The organism is Belliella marina, from assembly GCF_042682445.1.
GTDB classification, from domain to species: Bacteria; Bacteroidota; Bacteroidia; order Cytophagales; family Cyclobacteriaceae; genus Belliella; species Belliella marina.
In genome coordinates this window covers 116,821-138,078 of sequence record NZ_JBHUHR010000046.1, presented here as the reverse complement: position 1 = coordinate 138,078, position 21,258 = coordinate 116,821, and the positions used below count along the sequence as shown (strand labels likewise).

The following is a 21,258-nucleotide window of genomic DNA, read 5'->3' as shown; positions in this document are numbered from 1 at the left end:
AAAAGAGACAGTGCCTATATGCTGAAGGGAATGGTTGAATACGATGAGGCCTATGTGGAAAAAGCCATTGATGGGGAGTTGAAGAAACAGCTCAAACGGGGAAAAGGAAGCCAGAGACAGGCAATAGTGGCCGTTGCAGCCGAATCCACCCCATTGGAGGATAAAAACACAGGGGAGATATCCAGACACTGTGGCTTCTTCAAAATGAAGGTGATACAAGACGCCTCGGCAAGCTCTGTTGACGGGTTTGTAAAAGAAACAATAAATAAGGAGTCGGTGATTTTCACAGATAAGAACCAAGCTTATGTCAATTTGGAGAAGCTGGTGGAAAGCCATGTAAAGGTGAAGTCATCGGCAAAAACTACCAACGGAGAACTGAACTGGGTACATACGGCAATCAGTAACCTGAAAAAAAACCTGTTGGGAATCTATCATATGGTTACAGAAAAGTACCTTCAGAATTATCTTGACGAGTTCGTATATAAGCTAAACAGAAGGTATTTCGGTGAAAAATTATTCGACAGATTAATTATTGCAGCTATTCAACACTACGTGTAAGATTGTGGGGAGTCATAATAGAAAAAGCATACTACCATTCTAACAAAGAAAAAGGATAAAAGAGCACACGGATGAGCTTAAAAGAAGACATTGAAAATTTATTTAAAAAAAATACGGGATACGCAGAGCCCGAACATGCAATAAATCAGGCTGAGTCATTAAAATCTTTATCCGTTGATCTTTACACTGATTCAAAAAGGTTTGTTTATGAATTACTACAAAATGCTGATGACTCAGTAATATCGGGAGTATCAGTAAAGGTGGGGATAAGGCTTTTCGATGATTTTCTAGTTGTAGCACATACAGGTAAGCCTTTTGACAAAAGAGATTTAAGAGGTCTCTGCGGTGTTAGTGACGGAACTAAAAAAACATCAATTGAAAAAACAGGTTATAAAGGTATAGGTTTTAAAGCTGTATTTGGACAATCAGATAAAGTAGTTATTTATTCAAATGGAGATTTTTTTAGATTTGACTCAAATTATGCTTTTGAGTGGAATACTAAATGGGGAGATAATCAACAAAATTGGGAAAAAGATAATGATAGATTATTTTATTATCCTTGGCAGATTATACCAATATACACCGAACGAGAAGATGTTGATGAAAGAATCAACGCCTTTATAAATTATGGTGGGTTTACAGTAGCAACAATTATTTTATTAGCAAAGGGCAAAGATGATGTAAAAAAAGCAGTTGAAGAATTATCATCAAATGTCAATATGTTTTTATTTCTTAAAAACATACAAGAATTAGACTTTAACATTGAGACTCCAAATGTTATTATGTTAAATAGAAAGCAAGATTCTACAACTGTTGAAATTAAACACAATGGAAATACTAAGTTTTCATGGATAATTAGATCTGTTAAAATACAAGTTCCAACAGAAGTAAGATTAAAATTAAAAGAAGAAAAGAATATTCCAAATAAACTTTTGAATGCGACTGAAACGGAGTTAACATTTGCAGCAAAAATAGATCAAGATACTATTCAAAAGCTTAGCAGTGATGAAAGATTGCTTTATTCATATCTTCCAACTGAAGAAAGAAAATATGCCTTTCCTGTCTTAGTTAATAGTAGCTTTGTGATGAGCGCAAATAGAGAGACATTACATGAAGACTCAAAATGGAATAAGTGGCTCTTTGAAAATATTCCTGCTGAATTATTAAATTGGATCTCAGAATTGGTACATGGAAGATTTGGACAGAGTGCTTATGAATTGATACCAATAAAATCATCTATCAGCAATCTTTTAACTTCGTCTTATCAAAATAGTTTATCAAGTGCACTCAATTCAATTCCTTTCATTCTTTCGAACAAAAATGAATTAATTAGAGTTAATCAAGCAATAATCGACATTACTTCAATTTCAAAAAAAGCTTTTATCACGGAAAGTGCTACAAGAGAGTTTATCATTGATAAAAATAACAGCCAAACAATTCATACAAATCCTTTTCTACCTTACACAGAATATGTTCAAATTTTGAAAAATAGTGGTGTTGCTATTTTTGATTGGGAAGATGTGCCAAAACTGTTAGAATCTAGGGCTTTCCAAAAAAGGCATTCGAGTAAGAATAATATTCAGCTAATTCAATTTTTTAAACAACAGTGCGAAATAGAGAATCCAAAATATATTAATGAAAGTAGAATTAAGAATTGGTCTTTTATTCTCGATCATAAAGGGAATATTCTTCCTCCATCCAACATTTATTTTCCAACACCTGACGATGAAAATTGGAATGAACCCAATAGTGAAATTTCGTTTTTGCATGCCGATGTTCAAAATTTTTTACTCCAAAATCCTGAAACACGGAATTGGTTAGAAAAGATAGGTGTAACTGAGAAAACAGATCTTTCTTATCTCAGAAAAACTATCATTGCTAATGCATCTGTGTATAGTACTCTCGAAAATACATTGGGAACTATATCGACTATTTTTAGTCTCTATACTAAAAATGAAATTGGCAAAGATGAGCTTGAAAAACTATCTGAACTCAAACTACTAACTAGTAAAGGCAGTCTACTACCAGCAAGACTCTGCTACTTTTCCGACACCTATAATCCAAGGCTTAAATTACAAACGGAGCTCCATGATGATATTTTTATTAGTGAAAGCTATTTGTCTGATAATGCTGAGAAAGATGAGTGGAAACGCTTCTTTAAAATGATGGGGGTGAAAGATGGTATAACAGCTATATCATATCCTAAAACGAACAAGTTAGAGTTAACTCAACAATATCAATTTTTAAATGATTATTTCGCAGAAGAAGATAAATCTTTTACACCTTTTCTATCAACATTTCAAGCCGATGAATACTCCGGATTGACAACTTTACTTTACCTTACCAAATCCAATGACATCAATTTCTTAAAGATTTTCTGGTCAGATATTATTGAAAATATAAGTATTGAAGATTTTAATACTCCAGCAATTGCTTATTGGGGTAACTCTGGATATCCAGGAAGAAAAGAAGGTGATGCAGTTGAGAATTATTTAAAATGGTATATCCAGAATAATGATTGTATTCCCACTCTGATGAATTCATGCAAGAAAGCAAGTGAGGTATATATTAACACTGAAGATATTCTTAGTATAGCAGGAAGCTATTTGCCAATATTTTTTAAGGATGACCTAACTCAAGATTGGAAAGCCTTTTTTAATTTCAAAACAAAATTATTATTAGAAGATTACTTAGAAATATTGACGAAGATAGCTTCTGATACTAACAAAGATGGTAAAATAAAGAAGGAGAACGTCACTCGTATTCAATCCATATATAAAATTCTATTAGATCAATGCACTAATTGGAGTCAAGAAGATATTTTAAAAGTTGAGGAGTGGGCAGTTAAGGGCTATCTACTAAGTACTAAAAATATTTTTGTTGAATGTCACAAGCTTAAATTTTTCATAGATGGCAATGAATCAATTTTTCAAGATCAGTTTTCTTTTTTACTGATTTACGCTGAAAACAAGCAGTCTTCCTCTTTAGAATTTTTATTAGAGTGTCTTAAAATAAAAATACTGAGAGAAGGTGATTTTGAATTGATTCATTCCCAAGAAGAAACTTGTTCCAATTTGATTGATAAATTGAAGTCAATCGTCCCTTACTTCAAAACATGGATTGAAAATCAAACAAACGACCCAAATACCAGAGATTCATTAGAAAATCTTGAGTATAATATTAATCAGCTCAATGTTTTTCAAGCTGATGAGCTCAAAATTAAATATGCCGATGTTGATTTTATAAAGAATGTAAATGTTCATTTTAATAACTTCAACCTTTTTATTACAAATCCGTGGAATAGCAATAGTGTTTTATTGAAGTTACCTGAAATCTTATGCCGATATTTTTATCTATTAGGTCATGACAAGAAATTGGACTTTTTGCTAAGATCAAGCGAGAGCGAAATACAACAACATTTTGCACAAGAAAATATTGATATCCCTGAAAAAGTTAGTAGTACAGATATTACACCTAATATTGAAAACAATCACGATGACCTTCATCAAGTAAAAGGAACAGTTGATAAATCTATTATACCTTCCGATTTCTATCATTTATCAAAGTCCGATTTTGACTCATTAAATTATGCCAAAAGTATTATAGATAGAGCTGTAAAGAATGTTATTAAATATCTTCAAACCCTTTCAGAATATGATTGTAATGAACATTATATAATTGCAGAAAGTGTAATTGGAGGCATTAAAAAAAATGGAAATGAAATAACAGTTGTAGCAAGACCATCCGATGATGATTTCATCTTGTTATACTATACATCGGAGTTTGATGTTCTTGAATATGTCGATGCTGAATTATGGTGTGAAGACGGTTTACACGCACCTAAACAAGTTACATTGGGTCAGTTACTAAAGAAAACCGGTATTAATAAAATTCCAGTGAAGAATATTCATGTTTCTCACTCAGAACTTGATGCACTACTAACTACTCCCAAGAATGAAGAATTAGAATTTAATGCAGTTCCATTTGTTCCGCAAAAGATAGCACAAATTATTTCATCATTTGCAAATACGAATGGGGGATCATTGATTTTTGGAATTAAGGAGTTAAATCCAAATAACAATGAGATGGTAGGTCTAAGTAATGATTTCAGAATTGATGAAATCACTAAAAAAGCGATTTCATTACTTCAACCTATTCCACTTATAGAATATGACTGGGTACAGATAGTAGATAAGTCTATTTTTATGATCAAGACTACTAAATCAGAAAGTGATATTTTACTTGACAACAAAAAATACATAAGAAAAGAATCTAAATCATTTGTAGAAGAAACATCAGCCGAATCTGGTATAACATTACATGTTCCAAGCTTTAATAAAACAATTGCAATTATAATTGGGATTGAAGACTATTTTCCAAAAAATAATATATCACCTGTTAAGCATGCAAATTCTGATTGCCAAAAGTTTAAGGATATACTAATAAATAATTTAGACGTGAAAGAAGATGAAATCTACACGTTTATAAATGAAGAGGCTCTGAAAAATTCAATAGAATATGAGTTAAAACAACTCTTTCATTACTTAACCGAAACTGATCGATTAATTTTTTATTATGTAGGACATGGCTTTCATAATGGTATAACTAATTATCTATCAACTTATGATATGCATAAAAGTAACATACCAGGAACGGCAGTTTCATTAAGAACAATTTTATTAGATCCACTACAAAAATCTAAATGTAAAAATGCACTTATTTTTATAGATGCCTGTGCCCAAAGTTTTCAAGATGAAAATGAGAGAAGTCAAATTTCTAATATTAACGATGAAGAACTATTGTTACTTTCTAATGATTTTCCACACTACGCTACATTTTTATCATGTCAATCAGGACAAAGTTCATATTCAAGTGACAATTTAAAAAATGGCATATGGACGTATCATCTCGTTGAAGGTATAAGTGGTAATATCCCAGAAGTAATTAAAGCTAAAAAATATATTACGGATAGACTACTGAGCGACTATCTTTCGACAAGTGTAGCCAAATATACAATGAATGAACTTGGAAAACATCAAAATCCAAAAACAATACTTGATTCAAGCTATGAAAATGTGATTTTGGAAATAATAGCAATAGAGAATTGAGAGTTAAATATTTAAAATTAAGATGAATGATTTATAGATTATATGACTAGTATCTACTGCCTACAACATTTAGCCCACTAGAGAAAAGCCCTGATAGGAGAAAAAATCTATCAGGGTCGCCGATAGTGATCGGGATGCTAGTGGCTGCTGACTGACTTGTGCGACTTGGCGCACATCCGCAGGGTGAAGGGTTTGCTAGGTGGAATAGTCGGATGCCTTTTACTTTTTGCCTTGATGCAAAAAGTAACAAAAAGATCAAGACGGAGATATCCTATCAGCGCTCTAGTCCAGCGCTGGCCCGGATCTCCGTCGTCCTGCCCGCATCAGGCGGTTAGAGTTGAAAACAAAAAGTTTTTTCATATAAAATACCTTGTAGTTGGTATTTTTTTGTGTGGTGCGGGAATGGTCATATTTTGCAATAACCAGACATTTTCCTTATCATTGATATATAGGTTCTGGTTTCGGAATTAGATTAAAAAGTTATAATACATTTAAACAAAAAATGAAACTTCTATTAAAATGTATTTCTGATTTTACTCAAGGAAATATTTTGACGAAAGAAAACGTATCATTTTTTTTTATCAACATTAGACAAATACTTGAAAAGGAAAGATTAAACACAAAATATCCAAAAATATTATTCTTCAGCAATTGGTTAGTTCATCCAGAACTTTCTAGAAAAAATACTACAGAATTAATTCTACAAGAAATGCGATCCGCGATTGTTGAGCACTTCAACAATAATACCGAAATTTCAATTGAATTATCCAAAAAAATAAATCTGACAAAACTTCGCGAAGAAATTTTAGACTTTTTAGAAAAATTTAATATTGAAAAAGGATTTTTAAAACGACAAAAAGATTGGGATAACATGGAGTTGACTTTACTACACTTGCTTTTAGATAAACCTGTATTTTTTGACAAGTTAAAAGAACTAAAAACAGAGGTAGATGTTAATTATAATTTTATCGGATTTAAATTAATTGAATTTGATGATTCAATTAATTACGAATTACTATCGAATGAATTAAGGAAAATGAATTCTCGAATATTGATAGCCTTACCAAAATTGTGAAGAAAAAAATGCTTTACAATAAAGTAGGCAAAGCGGAATCCCACCCCTAAAGCTCTCAATTCCTGTCTCCTCGTGTGGGAGGATTTAATCCTGATTACGGAACAAGATATGAACTTCACTTCTTCTCCTTGCGGGGAATCTTTTTCTCTATTTCCTGCTTTGCCATAATCAAAAATTAAGACATAACTTATCCTTATTGTCTTTTTCAAATTTTTCATTTGATTGTCTAAAATCATCGCCAACATTTTGCCAATCAGAAACCATGGCTTTTAAATCCGCTTCATTTCCTGACTTAGAGTAATTATTATCAAAATATGAACCTACTATATTCAAAACACTCCCCATACCGACTAGGAAATTATTTTTGGGCAATAAAAAATCTGTTCTATATTTTTCTTTCTTCTTGCTCATCTTTCTTATGATTTACAACTTGATTGGATTAAATACACACAGTTTTCGCAAAACTACCTATTTCAACTTACATTATACAATGATGAAACGTACTTTTTCAATTCATGTTTTAACTTTATCCAATGTTTAAAGACCTGGTCTTTGACCTTGCAATACCGACTGATACACAATCACAAGTAGTAATTTTATTATAGGATGTTAGGGACTGAAGTTGCAAATGAACCCCAATCATTTGCTCATACTTACGTTGTATTCGTTATGTCCGAAGATCCTTTCGGGTGGCATGTTTCAATGGATGGATAGGGTACATTCTTAATACTAAATAAACCTAAATCATTAATCACAGAAACATCATGGTGAAAATACATGTTTTAATGTATTTTAAAATTAATTTAAGTCACTTAAATTTGATTTAGGAAGTTACTTGCATGCTACAAGAAGAATTAAAATCGCTGATGCTTGGGAGGTGCTTGAATTATAATTACAGAAAAAATGGAAGGTACAAAATATATCAAAATAGTAGAGACATTTAAATTAGGGGGCAATGATTTAATTTACAAGGTGTTCTCGGGAGATATCCAATATTCAACATTGGAGTTCAGGTTAGACAGAAGTTTATTGAGTTATGGAAATGGGAAAATTGAAGGAAATAGCAAAGTTGAGATTGGACAAAAAATTAGGATTTTTGCGACGGTATATAAACCTATCGGTTTAAGTGATAAAGTTAGGCTTACAGTAGAATTAAATACAAAATCTAATTCTATTATTTATGATTATCCTGAAAATTTACCTCAATACGATACTGTTAAATTTGATATAACTATAATACTTAACTGAAGTCACGATGAAACAACTCCTATCACTTCTGTTTTCTCTTATCTTGACAGGGAATGCTTTTTGTCAACAAATTGAGATGAAAGAGCTAACTACTCCAGCTACCCCAGCCTTTACTATTTTAGGGCTAAGTCCATCATTTATCAATAGACCAACTTCATCAAAGCCTTTTTTTGTTAGCGTAGCAAATGGATTAAATGGGAGTGCAATTGCGTCAGACATAGCAATTGAAACAACGCCGTTTTGGTGGAAATCACACTCTAATTTAACTTATGAAAAGTATTACGGACTTGATAAAGATTTTTCATCTACTAATAAAATAGCAAATGAAATTGCTAGGTCTTTTGCAATTTCATTTGCTACCAGTGACGCAAGTCCAGAAATAGATAGCTTAAAATCTAGGTACATTGCTTCTGGAATTAGATTTCAGTTTCTAAATGGCAAACCATCAAAAAAATTCAAAGAGTTTTATTTAACAATAAATGTCGAATCATTAACACGAGCAATATTTGAATCAATAAAAAGAGAATTGGAAGATACATCTACGGATCTGGAGATCACAAATTGGGTCGAACTATATGAATTTGCCACTCTTTCAATTTCAGAATATATTGATCAATACAATAGATTATCTGAACACGACAAGATAATATTAAAAGAAAAAGTCAAAGAAAATATTGAAAATTATTTGAATACAATTGAAGAAGATCTAGAAGTATTTGACAAATTAAGCGTGAAGAATAATTTTTCAAAAGAAATTAAACAGATCGATGAAAAGGTTAATGAGAAAATTGTAGAAATGAGGCAAATCAGTCGGGTCGGGCTTCTTTTAGAATACTCGGGTGCAATAGTTCTCCTATCCCCTACCAATAACTTATGGCATACAGTAGAGCAGGACTGGGCTAATTGGACTACATTAACTTACAGGCATGAGTCAAAAAATGAACAAAATAATATGCATGATTTCAGTTTGTTAACTCGTATTGGTGGAAATTTCACTCAATCAAATACAATAAATACAGATATTGGAATAAGCTGGGCATCATTTGCAGACGATCATAGTTTAAGTTTCGAAGGAATTCATAGAAGATTTACAAGCTATTTTGACGTTACTTCTACAGAAGGGCAGGTTTTCAGAGTTTCTGAATCCAAAAACACTTGGAGGTTTGCCTTTGCTTACCAGTATCGATTAACGGATTTAATAAATGTTTCGCTCTCGGCTGGGAAAGATTTTGAAAATTCTAAGATATCTGCTGGTGGACTATTCACTCTTTTAAACTTCAATTTGTTACTACCTAGTAAAGAGATTCTTTCTGTAGAGGGAAATTGATTTATTAGAGTAACCGATTGGTCTATTTGCTTTAGTTAGTTCTTAGAAAAAACATGATTTGGTGCTTTTCTATCTAATAGGTAAAAAAAAAAGCCCAATCAATGATTAGGCTAAGGACAGAAGAGAGGGGTTAATTAATTGCGAAGAATGTTTAATGTTGAGGGTAAAGCGTTAACTGTTAATCGTTGTTGGCGTTCGCATACCTTTTTATCTCCCCATTCACTTGTCCTAAGACGAGACGAGACCTCTCCTGCCGTCGAGGTGACTTAGTCGTAGAAAATACAGCCGTGTCACGTCCTGAAATTACTTGACACTTTTTTTATACTTATCCTTTCGTTTTATAGGCAAGTCATTTCGAACCTGTCTCACTTTAGGGAGGCAAAGGGAGAAATCTCATACTGAATTTCACACCCCAACTTCAATTTAACTTTCCAGTTTCAAAAAGGGACGAGACCTCTCTCCCGATGCTTTCGGGAGAGAGGTGACGTAGTCGTAGACACTAGCTTCTCGTCTCTAGTTTCTCGCTTCTCGTCTTCCCAATAGTCATCGGAACAGGCTTAGCTTCTCTTTTCCTCCTCAAAACCTTCTGTGTCACTCTGCCCCTTAGCGATCTTGGCGTGAGACTACATCCTAGCCTCCGAATATCATGATCCCCTTCACCTCTTCCTTTTCTTCTTCCTGCAGGTGCACAATGACTTTTCTCTGGAGTTTTTCGTAGGTTTTGTCTTTGAGGAAATCCAGGTACTGGAGATCCAGGTCTTTGCCGACCAGAAGGACTTCGATTTCCCCGGTATCTTTGCCATGGGCATAGTCACCGACGATATAGGCTTTTTCCACTGCTCCCATGCGCCGGACGATTTTCTCCATCAATTCGTCCAACCCCAAGAATTTGGATACCATGTTGCTGATTTCGTCGAAGAAAGGATGGGACTTGTTGGCGCGGTAGACCTTGGTTTTGCCTTCGTCTTCGGTATTCAGCAGCCCTGCCTCTGTCAACCTATTCAGCTCTACCCGGACGGAGTTGGTCGACTCATCAAATTCCTTGGCCAGAGAGCGTAGGTATCCCGAGTTGTTATGCGAGAAAAACTTCAGGAGCAGCTTGATGCGGGTTTTGGAAGTAACGATGGAGGAGAGCACTTAATTGGGGATTGGTTGATTGGGGATTGGTTGACTGGGTTATTGAGTTATTGGTTGATTGGGTTAGGGAATTGTAGATTGTAGATTGAAAGATTGAAAGATTGGAATGTTGATTGGTCATTTCGACTTTACCTCACTTTAGGGAGGAAAGGGAGAAATCTCGAACTGAACTTACACAACTCAGTAATATTTTTACTTCACTTTTTCTATACACTACGAGACCTCTCCTAAGGTCGAGGTGACTTAGTAGTCATTTCGACTTTACCTCACTTTGGGGAGGAAAGGGAGAAATCTCGAACTGAGTTCGCACAACCGAGTCATATTTATACTTCACCTCTTTAATTCACTACGAAACCTCTCCTACGGTCGAGGTGACTTAGTAGTCATTTCGACTGAAAGGGAGAAATCTCGAACTGAACTCACACAACTCAGTAATATTTATACTTCCCTCTTTAATTCACAACAAGACCTCTCCTACGGTCGAGGTGACTTAGTAGTCATTTCGACTGAAAGGGAGAAATCTCGAACTGAACTCACACAACTCAGTAATATTTATACTTCACTTTTTCTATACGCTACGAGACCTCTCCTACGGTCGAGGTGACTTAGTAGTCATTTTGACTGAAAGGGAGAAATCTCGAACTGATTTTACACAACTGAGTCATATTTTTACTTCACCTCTTTAATTCACTACGAGACCTCTCCTACGATCGAGGTGACTTAGTAGTCATTTCGACTGAAAGGAGAAATCTCGAACTGATTTTACACAACTGAGTCATATTTTTACTTCACCTCTTTAATTCACCACGAGACCTCTCCTACGGTCGAGGTGACGTAGTCGTAGAAAGCACTCGTATCTTTAATCTTGTGTCTCATATCTCACATCTCGCTTCTCGTTTCTTCCCTCCTGTTTCTCTTACTATCTATTACATCCTTTACTGCTTCCCCCCTCAATTAACTGATAAACTTACTCTACCAATCAACCTTTCCCCTCAATCCACTGATAACTTACTCTACTAATCAACCTATTCCCCCAATCAACTGATAACCTACTCCACCAATCAACTTTTCCCTTAGTCAACTGGTACCCCATTCTACTAATCCCCCAGCTTCGCCCTGTCAGTCACGGGAAGTGCTTATCGGAGAGGTTGAGTAATAAATTTACTCATGTTTAACAAATTTACCTACTCCTTCCACTTTTGCAAATAATTCCCTGTAAAATAATGCCGTCATGGGGAATTGGTGAGTTGCTGGATTATTGGGAGGGCTTAGGGTTAAAAGATGTGGATGTGACATATTGACCTCCGATATTACCCCATTTACATTCATCGTATCAACCTATCAGCAAAACCAACAACAATCAAATTATTTTCTAAATCAATAACATTTTAATCCTTTTTTTGAAAAATTTACATTATTTTTAAGAAATATAGTTAAAAATGAAACCATGAACCTACGACTCAACTCTGAATTTGGGACATTGAAGGCTGTGTTGATGCACAGGCCTGGGAAGGAAATAGACAGACTTACCCCTTACAATAAGGAATTTCTCTTGTTTGAAGATGTCCCCTATTTAGATGCCATGCAAAAGGAGCATGACTTTTTCACAGACCTGATCAAGCAAACAACCGGAGCGCAGGTATTTCGGCTCCATGAATTATTGATCCAAGTCTTATCTGACGAAAAACTTCTCTACCAACTCATGCGGCAAGCATTGACAAAATCAGGGATGACACATCTGACGGAACATATCATGGGGAGACTATCCACAGCCGAATGCGCGACCGCATTGACTGCCGGGGTAAAAGTCCATGAATTGAAAAGAAAAATACCAAACTTGGCATCTGGGGAATTGATGGATTATGCATTTGTGATCCCACCAAGCCCCAACCTCTATTTCCAAAGGGACCCAATGGCGGTCACTCCCGGAGGGATTATCTTTTCCAGCATGAAAATGGACGGGAGACAAAGAGAAGCAGATTTGCTGAGAAGTATATTTGAAAACCATCCCGATTTCAAAGAAAACGTCCACCACCTATATCCTGTGAATGGACATGACAGCCCTCCCAGCATAGAAGGGGGAGACGTCATTGTTTTGTCAAAGAAAGCAGTTGCCATCGGAAACTCAGAGAGAACCGACGAAAAAGCCATCTACCATGTCGCAAAAGCTCTTTTGGCTGAAGGTACAGTAGAAAGGGTCTATGAAGTCCATCTTCCCAAAAAAAGGAATTACATGCACTTGGATACTGTTTTCACTGTTTTGGATGAAAACTTGGTCCTAACCTATCCAGATGCTTTGAATGCTGTGCTGCAAACCTCACTTTACACGCTCAAAGAAATAAAAGAAGATAAGGTTAATATTAAGAGGGAGGTTTTGAATGAATCCTTGCTGACTGTGTTGGAAAAGGAAATCCCTTACCTTGAAATCCTGCACACAGCAGATGGAAATCCAGATTATGCATTGAGGGAGCAATGGTTTGACGGCGCCAATGTCTTTGCCATAGGACCTAGAAGAGTAATCTCCTACAACAGAAACAAACACACCAATAGGGCTTTGAGAAATTCAGGCGTTGAAGTGTTGGAAATCCCATCATCCGAACTTTCTAGAGGCCTGGGTGGACCAAGATGCATGACCATGCCACTCAGTAGGGCGAAGATTTAGGTAGGGATTGGAAAATTTTAAGATTAAAAAATTGGAAGATTAGGTTGTAATGTTAGAAAGTTGAAATGTTGGTTTACGCATTATAAGCTCTCTGATTCCCCGCTTGGCACTTGGTACTTGGTACAGAATAATAAGATTGGGTTGGAAGGTTTTAATGTTGGAAAGTTAAAAAGTTGGGAGAGTTTAACTGCTACTGCGGGCTGTAAAATTGGCTTATGCATTACAAATTTTCTGATTGACAGCTTTGTACTTGGTACTTGATTCTTGGTACAAAAGAGAAAAGATTAGGTTGTAATGTTAGAAAGTTGAAATGTTGGCTTACACATTATAAGCTCTCTGATTCCCCGCTTGGTACTTGGTGCTTTTTACTTGGTACAAACAACCACATCCTTATTTCATTTCCCAAATTCCTTGTCCATAGACGGGGCGAGACCTTCCCGCAATTCGGGACAGGCTTCTCCCAAATGCTTTCGGGATCAAGGTGATCTGGTGGTCATTTCGAACCTGTCTTACTTTAGGGAGACAAAGAGAGAAATCTCGAACTGAAATTTATAAATACTTTTCATTTTCTCACTTTTTTGACCATAATCGGGACGAGACCTCTCCTGCCGTCGAGGTGACGTAGTCGTAGAAAGCACACTTGTCACGTCCTGAAATTAGTTGATGCTTTTTTAATTGCCTTCTTCTTGAATGCCGAATTGTTTTCAATTGCCCTTTCAGGGCAGAAATGAACATCTCTTTTTATCCAAGCATAGGGTTTACACCCTATGCTAATGTCAAAAGCCCTTTCAGGGCTCCGCTTCTCTGTCACGTCCTGAAATTAGTTGACATTTTTTTTATTGTTTTTTGAGACTTGCTTTTTCTTATTAGGACTTCATAATTCGATATATGTATATATGTATATCCGCCTACATACAAGTAGCCACTTAAAATAACGTATTCAGTTCAAATCCATCAGCAGTTGACCGTAAACTGTTGTCTGTTGACGATTATCAGCATGATTTATGTGTTTTAATATACGTACTTGTACACAAGCGGATAATCATATATGTATATCCGCTTTTACACCAGTAGCCATTTATAATATTGTTTGAAGTTCATTTCAATCGGCAGTGGTCGGAAGACTGTAGACTGTTGACGATTATTCGCATAATTATAAGTAATATGTTCACCTACTGGTGTCATTGCGGATAATCATAATTCTCTAGGTACTTGATTGTAATCCAGCATCTACTACCCTCAGCGCATCTCTGCAACTTTGCGATCTCCGCGAGACTTTTCCCGCTTCTCGCTTCTCGTCTCTCGCTTCTCGCATCTTACCTCTCACATCTATCTATCAAAGAAAGATCTTCTTCTACTGACTTTCAGATCTTGGAGAATGGCTGACTTCACACGGATATCTACACTGTAGGATGTAAAAGACCCAAACGGAATCCAAGATACGTTCATCTGCCAACAATGTAAATCCCTGGCGATGGAAATCATCGTCTGGGTGATTTTGGCAGTGGAAAAATCATACCCCGTATTAAAATTGACTTTCCATTTTTCCGTCAAACTTAAGTCCCCATTGACATTCAATGCCTGGGTGATATTGGTATTGCCACTGGTTTGTCTATTGTAACTCACATTATATCCAAACCCGATATTCCATGGAATGCTCCAATCAATGTATTGGCTCGGGTCGTTGACAATCCTGGTAATCTCATTCTCCACAAATTCATTCATCTGACCACCTTGTTCCAAGAAATTATTTGTAATCTCATCCCGTACCTCACCTGGGGATTTTTCGGTTTTGCTTGGATTGAGACTACCATTCAGGTTGATTGTGGCATTCCTGATTCTTCCTATTCCCTGCCCCCTCTTCCAAGCATACTCATTGATTCTCCTTGTCACCTGAGCGCCTTGTGCATTTCTGCTTGTACCTTCTGCATAGGGATCCATCGTGGCAGAGAAGTTCACAGATAGCTTGTTTTCAAAGAATGAAGTCCTTGTGTTGAAGTTGATCGGAGCCAATTGGAATGAATCGGCGGCAAAGTTATAATTGGTGGTCACATTAAGAGTTTGCAACAAAGGTATTTTCTTAGTTTGTACCTCTGCTGTATCACTCTGTGTTTTTATTTTTGCTTCCAATACATTCCTGATCGAAATACTCAAAGACCTAGACTCGCCCAATGGTGCACCTTGGAAAATAAACCCTTGATGCCTCGAATACAACTGCCTTCTTCCCGTACTATCCACTTGTACATTCTGATAATACCCGAAAGCTGGATTCGAGAAATCCGGTGTATAATTGAACCCAAATGAAGGCTGGATATGATGCCTTATCGCCTCTATTTTTTTATTATTCTTGAAGGTATAAAAACCATACACATTGGTATTCAAATTGAATGAAGTAGTATAGAACCCTACCCTGTTGAATCCATTTTCCACGATTCTATCTACCCTATTTTCTACGTCATTGTAGTAGTAGTTGATCTTTTCCAAATACCATAGTTCGGTGTAATTGGCAGAGGCAGTTCCCGTAAAATACTTGAAAAGTGTGAAATTGGACGAAAGAGGGATAGTACTTCTGGCGCCATTATTTGCATCCCTGAGCAGCTGGGGGAGATTTGCCAAATTGAAAGGCAATACATCCGGAGCCTGTTGCTGCTGGTCAAACTCCCCGAAATCCTGTTGAAAAGAAAGATTTGGGACTCCCAACGCAGGAGTTATCCTATTGGTGATTGAGTTCTGAAGACTGAAATTCCACGCCACATTCAAAGTTTTCAATGGCTCAAACTTTAAATTCTGAAATGGGTTCTGTCTATTCATGTTCACAGCTATATCAGGCAGGGTCAGGTTCACTTCATCTGTTTGGATATTCTGGGAATGCCTCAGGTTAGCCGACATACTAAATGGAGTCCCGGCAAAAGTTTTACTGTAGGCAATATTCGATGAAAAATCAGACCTGACATTGTTTGCAAAATTATTGGGATTGATCACCAGGTTATTGTAATTCTGGGTCCCTGCATTTACCGATGCCGAAAATCTTGAATTCCCTCTTGACTCTGGGGTATGTTGCCAACTTACCCAGACTGAAGTGAAATCCAAAGGATTTTCCTGTGTCTCGGGGCTTTTGAATTTTTGGTAGTCCACATTAAAACTCCCATTGAATCTATATCGTTTTTTGTAGATCGTAGCCGCTTTGGCACCCCAGCCACCATTGGAATAGACATCCCCAGTCAACCTGGAATGTATATAGTCATTGAAGGCAAAGTAATATCCAAAATCCCTCAAAAACAGCCCCCTTCTCTGCTCTTGTCCATAAGATGGAAATACTATTCCAGAGGCCTTTTCTTCTGGCGTGTCTGGAATAATCCCAAAAGGCAACCCAAATGGGGTAGGAATATCATTGAAATACAAGTTAAAGGGACCTGTCACTACCTGTTTTCCCCTAATGGATTTGATCTTGGCGGCACTGATATGCCAATGTGGTTCTGCGAGATTACAGGTGGTGTAATACCCATGATCCATATAGACACTTCCATCTTGGGTCTTCTTGATCGTCTCGCCCCGCAACAATCCATCCTGCTGCTCCGTAACTACATCCTTGATAATGGCTCTTTGGGATTTGAAATTATACCTCATTTCCTTTCGGATCTCATAAGAAGTATTCCCCTCTTTAAACATGGGGTTTCCTGTAATATTCCCCAGAGAATCCGTGACCCCGGAAGCAAACAATTCACTTTTATCCCAATCGATAATAATCAAATCTGCATCCAATCGAATGTTTCCATATTCAAACCAGGCATCTTTGTGCAGGTAAATTTTGTTTTGGGAAAAATCAGTTATGATACTATCTTCACCATAATAATTGATTATTGTTTCAATATCGCCTTTAGGCACTACATTTGTGCTGTCCTTTTTTGAAACGGTATCTGGAAGGATCAATTCTGGGATTTCGATTTCAGGATCTATCTGCGCTGGAGTCCTCAATATTGAGTCAGGGGCCACGATGGGTTTTTCCACCCTTCTTTGTCTTCTTTCTTGGGAAAAGGCGAATTGGGGCAACACCCAGAATAAAAGGAAGATAAATAAATAAGGCCTGTTATTCTGCACTGATTGATTCAAATTTGTTTAAAAATTTATAAATTTCGAACGAGCAAAGTTAATGGTATTTAATGCTTATGAAACGCATCCGAGTTAAAAATATTCTTATAATTTCTATATTAACATTTTCCTTCCTACTTACGGGATTTTTGCCGACTGGTTCTAAGGCTCCTGAGTTTAAATTAAAAAAAGTAGTAATCGATGCTGGACATGGTGGAAGAGACCCTGGCGCCATAGGTTCTTTTTCAAAAGAAAAAGACCTCACGCTCAAAGTAGCGCTTTTGGTAGGCCGGTATATAGAGGAAAACCTACCTGATGTAGAAGTGATTTACACCCGGAAAACAGACGTGGCCATTGACCTCAAAGAAAGGCCAAATATCGCCAACAGAAACAAAGCTGATTTGTTTATCTCCATCCATTGCAATTCCGCTGGCAATAGATCGGCCTATGGCACTGAAACATTCGTGATGGGAACCAAACATTTCGAAGCCAACTTTGACATTGTCAAAAGGGAAAACTCTGTAATTACCTTCGAGCAAAACTATGAGGAAACTTACGAAGGTTTTGACCCCAAATCCCCAGAGTCCTATATGATGTTCAACCTTACCCACAAAGCTTTCCTTTCCAACAGCCTTTCATTGGCGTCCAAAGTTGAAAGCGACTTTACATCAAGGGTCAACCGCCATAGCAGGGGTGTAAAACAAGCACCATTTTATGTACTTTGGAATTCAAGCATGCCTTCTGTCCTCATTGAACTGGGCTTCATTTCCAATGCAAACGAAGAGAGATACCTCAACAGTAAAGATGGGCAAACTTACCTAGCCTCAGCAATCTACAGATCTGTCAAGGCTTATAAAGAAGAAATTGAATCGATGTAAGCCTTGGTTAGGAAGACATGCCGTAGGTAAGTCGGTTTTGCCAACAAAAGCGTTGAGCATCCAACAATCCCATTGAAACTATACACCACCCATTTTCTTCAAAACGAGAATGGGTGTTTTTTTATTAATTAAATCCAAAGGACTGAAAAGCGAAAACAATTTGATTCTTATGATCTTAATGAGTTAATTTATCATTGGAAACAAAACCCAATTAACTTTATGGACATCGAATTCAACAAAAACGAAGACCTCAACAAAAACCTACTTTTTCAACTCAACAAAAAACTACAACAAGTAAAACTTGGTGGTGGTGAAAAGCGGATTGCCAAAGAACACGAAAAGGGCAAACTGACTGCACGCGAGAGGATAGATTACTTGGTAGATCCAGCATCGGATTTCCTTGAAATTGGAGCATTGGCAGCTGATGGCATGTATGAGGAAGAGGGAGGATGTCCTTCTGCCGGTGTGGTCACAGGAATAGGCCATGTCAAGGGCAGAATGTGTATGATCGTGGCAAATGATGCCACTGTCAAAGCAGGCGCCTGGTTTCCAATGACTGCAAAGAAAAACCTGCGGGCACAGGAAATCGCCATGGAGAATAGAATCCCTATCATTTACCTTGTAGACAGTGCCGGTGTTTTCCTACCGATGCAAAACGAGATTTTTCCAGACAAGGAACACTTTGGGAGACAATTCCGAAACAATGCTAAAATGTCATCTATGGGCATCATCCAAGTTGCAGCCATCATGGGAAGCTGTGTTGCGGGGGGAGCTTACCTACCCATCATGTCTGATGAAGCTATGATCGTAGACAAAACCGGGTCGATATTCCTTGCTGGCTCTTACCTTGTCAAAGCTGCCATCGGAGAAACCGTGGACAACGAGACCCTAGGGGGTGCCACTACACATTGCGAAATATCCGGCGTGACGGACAATAAATATGACTCTGACCAAGAGTGTTTGGATGCCATCAGAAACATTTTTGACAAGATCGGTGCTTCTGAAAAAGCCGGATTTGATAGAGCTGAACCAACAAAGCCAGCAAAAGACGAAAACGAACTATACGGAACATTTCCATCAGACAGGGTAAAACCCTACGATATGGGAGAAATCATCAAGAGATTGGTCGATGCCTCGGAATTTGAAGAGTACAAAAAGGACTATGGAAAAACCTTGCTCTGTGGCACTGCCAGGATTGATGGCTGGGCTGTAGGAATCGTTGCCAACCAGCGAAAAATCGTCAAAAACAAAAAGGGAGAAATGCAAATGGGAGGTGTGATCTATTCGGATTCTGCAGACAAAGCAGCCCGCTTTATCATGAACTGCAACCAGCGTAAAATCCCATTGGTTTTTATCCAAGATGTATCCGGCTTTATGGTCGGAAGCAAAGCGGAGCATGGGGGCATCATCAAAGATGGCGCAAAAATGGTCAACGCCATGGCAAATTCCGTAGTACCGAAATTCACAATAGTCGTGGGTAATTCTTATGGGGCTGGAAATTATGCCATGTGTGGCAAAGCCTATGACCCAAGGTTGATTTATTCCTGGCCCACTGCCCAAATGGCTGTCATGTCAGGCGCTTCAGCTGCAAAAACCCTCCTACAGATAAAAGTGGCTTCCCTAAAAAAATCCGGCAAAGAGATTACCCCAGAGGATGAAAAAACCTTGTTGGACGAAATCACTGCCAAATACAACGAAGAATTGAGCCCATATTATGCTGCTGCAAGGCTTTGGGTGGATGGCGTGATAGACCCGCTTGACACTAGAAAAGTCATCAGCATGGGCATAGAAGCTGCAAACCACGCACCCATTACCGAAAGGTTCAATGTGGGAGTGATTCAGACTTGATAATTGACATTAGATTTGTGATTTTAGATCTTAAATTTGAAAAAAAACATCAACCTTTGAGTGTGCCAAGGCATATTTGAAACCGTTTTGACAAAGTGAGAATAGTCGAACTCAGGTTTGAAGGTTTTTTCTGTTTTGGAATAAGATCATTTGTCCACAAATACTCCTTATATAAAATGATTGTTTACGATTCTCCATTCCTTTGCCTGTAGAAAGTAAACCATAAGGTTTTTTAGATGATATAGAAAGGAGACAAGCATAAAATCCGTTGTGAGTGATGTTTGAAACGGCTAACGGGAAGAAAGCTTTTATAATAACAACCCCTGTTTGAGTTCGAAAAATGATGGCTTTGTAAAAAATCATCCACATTTATGCTGTTAAAAAAACAGAATTCTGTAAATTGAATATGGAAATTTATATTGATGAAAGAACTTACTGACCAAGAATTAAATGCGTTGATTTCCCTTCTTGATGATGATGATCCAGAAGTGAAAACCCATGTTCAAGACAAAATAATTTCCCTCGGTCATAGCATCATTCCTTTTTTGGAAAAAAAATGGGAGGACAGTTTCAACCCCCAACTCCAAAAAGAAATTGAAGACCTTGTCCACTCCCTTCAATTTTCCCAACTCAAAGAGCGGCTATATGACTGGGTAAATACCCCAGACCAAGATTTGCTGACAGGACTCTGGATCATCAACACCTACCAGTATCCAGACTTGGAGTTTGACAAATTGAATACCGATATGCACCAAATATATTTTGATGTCTGGACAGCCTTCAAAAACAATTTGTCTCCTCATGAGCAAATACGGATCATCAACAATGTATTGTTCAATACTTTGAGATTTTCTGCCAATACCAAAAACTTCCACTCTCCGGGAAACAGCATGCTAAGCAACGTCTTGGACACCAAAAAAGGAAACCCAATAAGCCTTTGTGCCATTTATCTACTGGTGGCAAAAAAACTGGGCTTACCGATTTATGGCGTGAATCTTCCAAACTTGTTTGTTCTTACCTATAAATCTGTCGATGCGAATTTTTACATCAATGCATTCAACAAAGGACTGGTATTCAACAGACAAGACATCCACAATTACCTCAACCATCTGAAAATAGAGCCGAGGGATGTGTTCTTCGAACCTTGCTCCAACAAAGATATCGTAGTGAGGACGATCAGAAACCTGATAGTCGCATTTGAAAAGCTGGGAGAGTCTGAAAAAGTAGATGAAATCAAAGAATTACTGAATATTGTAAATGAATAGAGCAGTTTTTTCAAAACATCCAATGCGACTATCCGCAATATTTTGAATGATAGCTTTACTGAA

The 21,258-nt window shown here is 37.1% G+C and carries 12 protein-coding genes; 9 read left to right on the top strand and 3 right to left on the bottom strand.

What is annotated here, in order from left to right; all coding sequences use genetic code 11:
- From ACFSKL_RS19610 to ACFSKL_RS19600, 3 genes are all read left to right on the top strand, one after another.
- On the top strand, positions 1-558 hold a 558-nt coding region (locus ACFSKL_RS19610), incomplete at its 5' end, for an IS1595 family transposase (protein WP_376888578.1).
- Positions 559-629: 71 nt separating this feature from the next.
- Complete coding sequence (locus ACFSKL_RS19605) at positions 630-5,666, top strand: sacsin N-terminal ATP-binding-like domain-containing protein (RefSeq protein ID WP_376888576.1); 5,037 nt, start codon at positions 630-632, stop codon at positions 5,664-5,666.
- A 502-nt stretch (positions 5,667-6,168) separates the two neighbouring features.
- A complete protein-coding gene (locus tag ACFSKL_RS19600; protein WP_376888574.1) occupies positions 6,169-6,741 on the top strand; it encodes a hypothetical protein in 573 nt (190 codons plus the stop codon).
- Positions 6,742-6,909: 168 nt separating this feature from the next.
- On the opposite strand, the gene ACFSKL_RS19595 is transcribed toward ACFSKL_RS19600, so the two are convergent.
- Positions 6,910-7,152 (bottom strand): hypothetical protein, encoded by a 243-nt coding sequence (locus ACFSKL_RS19595; RefSeq protein ID WP_376888572.1) that lies wholly within the window; start codon positions 7,150-7,152, stop codon positions 6,910-6,912.
- Between the two features lie 492 nt (positions 7,153-7,644).
- Between ACFSKL_RS19595 and ACFSKL_RS19590 the strand changes: the two genes are divergently transcribed.
- Together ACFSKL_RS19590 and ACFSKL_RS19585 are read left to right on the top strand one after the other, a co-directional pair.
- A complete protein-coding gene (locus ACFSKL_RS19590) occupies positions 7,645-7,989 on the top strand; it encodes a hypothetical protein (protein WP_376888571.1) in 345 nt (114 codons plus the stop codon).
- Positions 7,990-7,996: 7 nt separating this feature from the next.
- Positions 7,997-9,316: a hypothetical protein gene (locus tag ACFSKL_RS19585; RefSeq protein WP_376888570.1), complete on the top strand. Its 1,320-nt coding sequence runs from the start codon at positions 7,997-7,999 to the stop codon at positions 9,314-9,316.
- A gap of 630 nt (positions 9,317-9,946) precedes the next feature.
- Here ACFSKL_RS19585 and ACFSKL_RS19580 read toward each other — a convergent pair.
- The gene (locus tag ACFSKL_RS19580) at positions 9,947-10,453 is read right to left on the bottom strand and encodes a winged helix-turn-helix domain-containing protein (protein ID WP_376888569.1); all 507 of its coding nucleotides are present in this window, start codon (positions 10,451-10,453) and stop codon (positions 9,947-9,949) included.
- 1,447 nt (positions 10,454-11,900) lie between these two features.
- On the opposite strand from ACFSKL_RS19580, the gene ACFSKL_RS19575 reads away from it, so the two are divergent.
- On the top strand, positions 11,901-13,115 hold the full coding sequence (locus ACFSKL_RS19575; RefSeq protein ID WP_376888567.1) for an arginine deiminase: 1,215 nt from the start codon (positions 11,901-11,903) through the stop codon (positions 13,113-13,115).
- A gap of 1,329 nt (positions 13,116-14,444) precedes the next feature.
- On the opposite strand, the gene ACFSKL_RS19570 is transcribed toward ACFSKL_RS19575, so the two are convergent.
- The gene (locus ACFSKL_RS19570) at positions 14,445-17,225 is read right to left on the bottom strand and encodes a putative LPS assembly protein LptD (protein ID WP_376888565.1); all 2,781 of its coding nucleotides are present in this window, start codon (positions 17,223-17,225) and stop codon (positions 14,445-14,447) included.
- A gap of 50 nt (positions 17,226-17,275) precedes the next feature.
- On the opposite strand from ACFSKL_RS19570, the gene ACFSKL_RS19565 reads away from it, so the two are divergent.
- The 3 genes from ACFSKL_RS19565 (at position 17,276) to ACFSKL_RS19555 (ending at position 21,195) form a co-directional block, all read left to right on the top strand.
- Positions 17,276-18,082 carry an N-acetylmuramoyl-L-alanine amidase family protein gene (locus tag ACFSKL_RS19565; protein WP_376888563.1) on the top strand — a complete coding sequence of 269 codons (807 nt, stop codon included), beginning with the start codon at positions 17,276-17,278 and terminating at the stop codon, positions 18,080-18,082.
- A gap of 219 nt (positions 18,083-18,301) precedes the next feature.
- The gene (locus ACFSKL_RS19560; RefSeq protein ID WP_376888562.1) at positions 18,302-19,930 is read left to right on the top strand and encodes an acyl-CoA carboxylase subunit beta; all 1,629 of its coding nucleotides are present in this window, start codon (positions 18,302-18,304) and stop codon (positions 19,928-19,930) included.
- 422 nt (positions 19,931-20,352) lie between these two features.
- Entirely contained in the window at positions 20,353-21,195 is an 843-nt protein-coding gene (locus tag ACFSKL_RS19555) for a transglutaminase-like domain-containing protein (RefSeq protein ID WP_376888560.1), read from the top strand.
- The last annotated feature ends 63 nt before the right edge of the window (positions 21,196-21,258 follow it).

Coding starts and splice junctions, on each gene's coding strand:
- ACFSKL_RS19605 (WP_376888576.1), top strand. CDS start 630: ATGAGCTTAAAAGAAGACATTGAAAATTTATTTAAAAAAAATACGGGA.
- ACFSKL_RS19560 (WP_376888562.1), top strand. CDS start 18,302: ATGGACATCGAATTCAACAAAAACGAAGACCTCAACAAAAACCTACTT.
- ACFSKL_RS19585 (WP_376888570.1), top strand. CDS start 7,997: ATGAAACAACTCCTATCACTTCTGTTTTCTCTTATCTTGACAGGGAAT.
- ACFSKL_RS19600 (WP_376888574.1), top strand. CDS start 6,169: ATGAAACTTCTATTAAAATGTATTTCTGATTTTACTCAAGGAAATATT.
- ACFSKL_RS19575 (WP_376888567.1), top strand. CDS start 11,901: ATGAACCTACGACTCAACTCTGAATTTGGGACATTGAAGGCTGTGTTG.
- ACFSKL_RS19565 (WP_376888563.1), top strand. CDS start 17,276: ATGCTTATGAAACGCATCCGAGTTAAAAATATTCTTATAATTTCTATA.
- ACFSKL_RS19555 (WP_376888560.1), top strand. CDS start 20,353: ATGAAAGAACTTACTGACCAAGAATTAAATGCGTTGATTTCCCTTCTT.
- ACFSKL_RS19590 (WP_376888571.1), top strand. CDS start 7,645: ATGGAAGGTACAAAATATATCAAAATAGTAGAGACATTTAAATTAGGG.
- ACFSKL_RS19595 (WP_376888572.1), bottom strand. CDS start 7,152: ATGAGCAAGAAGAAAGAAAAATATAGAACAGATTTTTTATTGCCCAAA.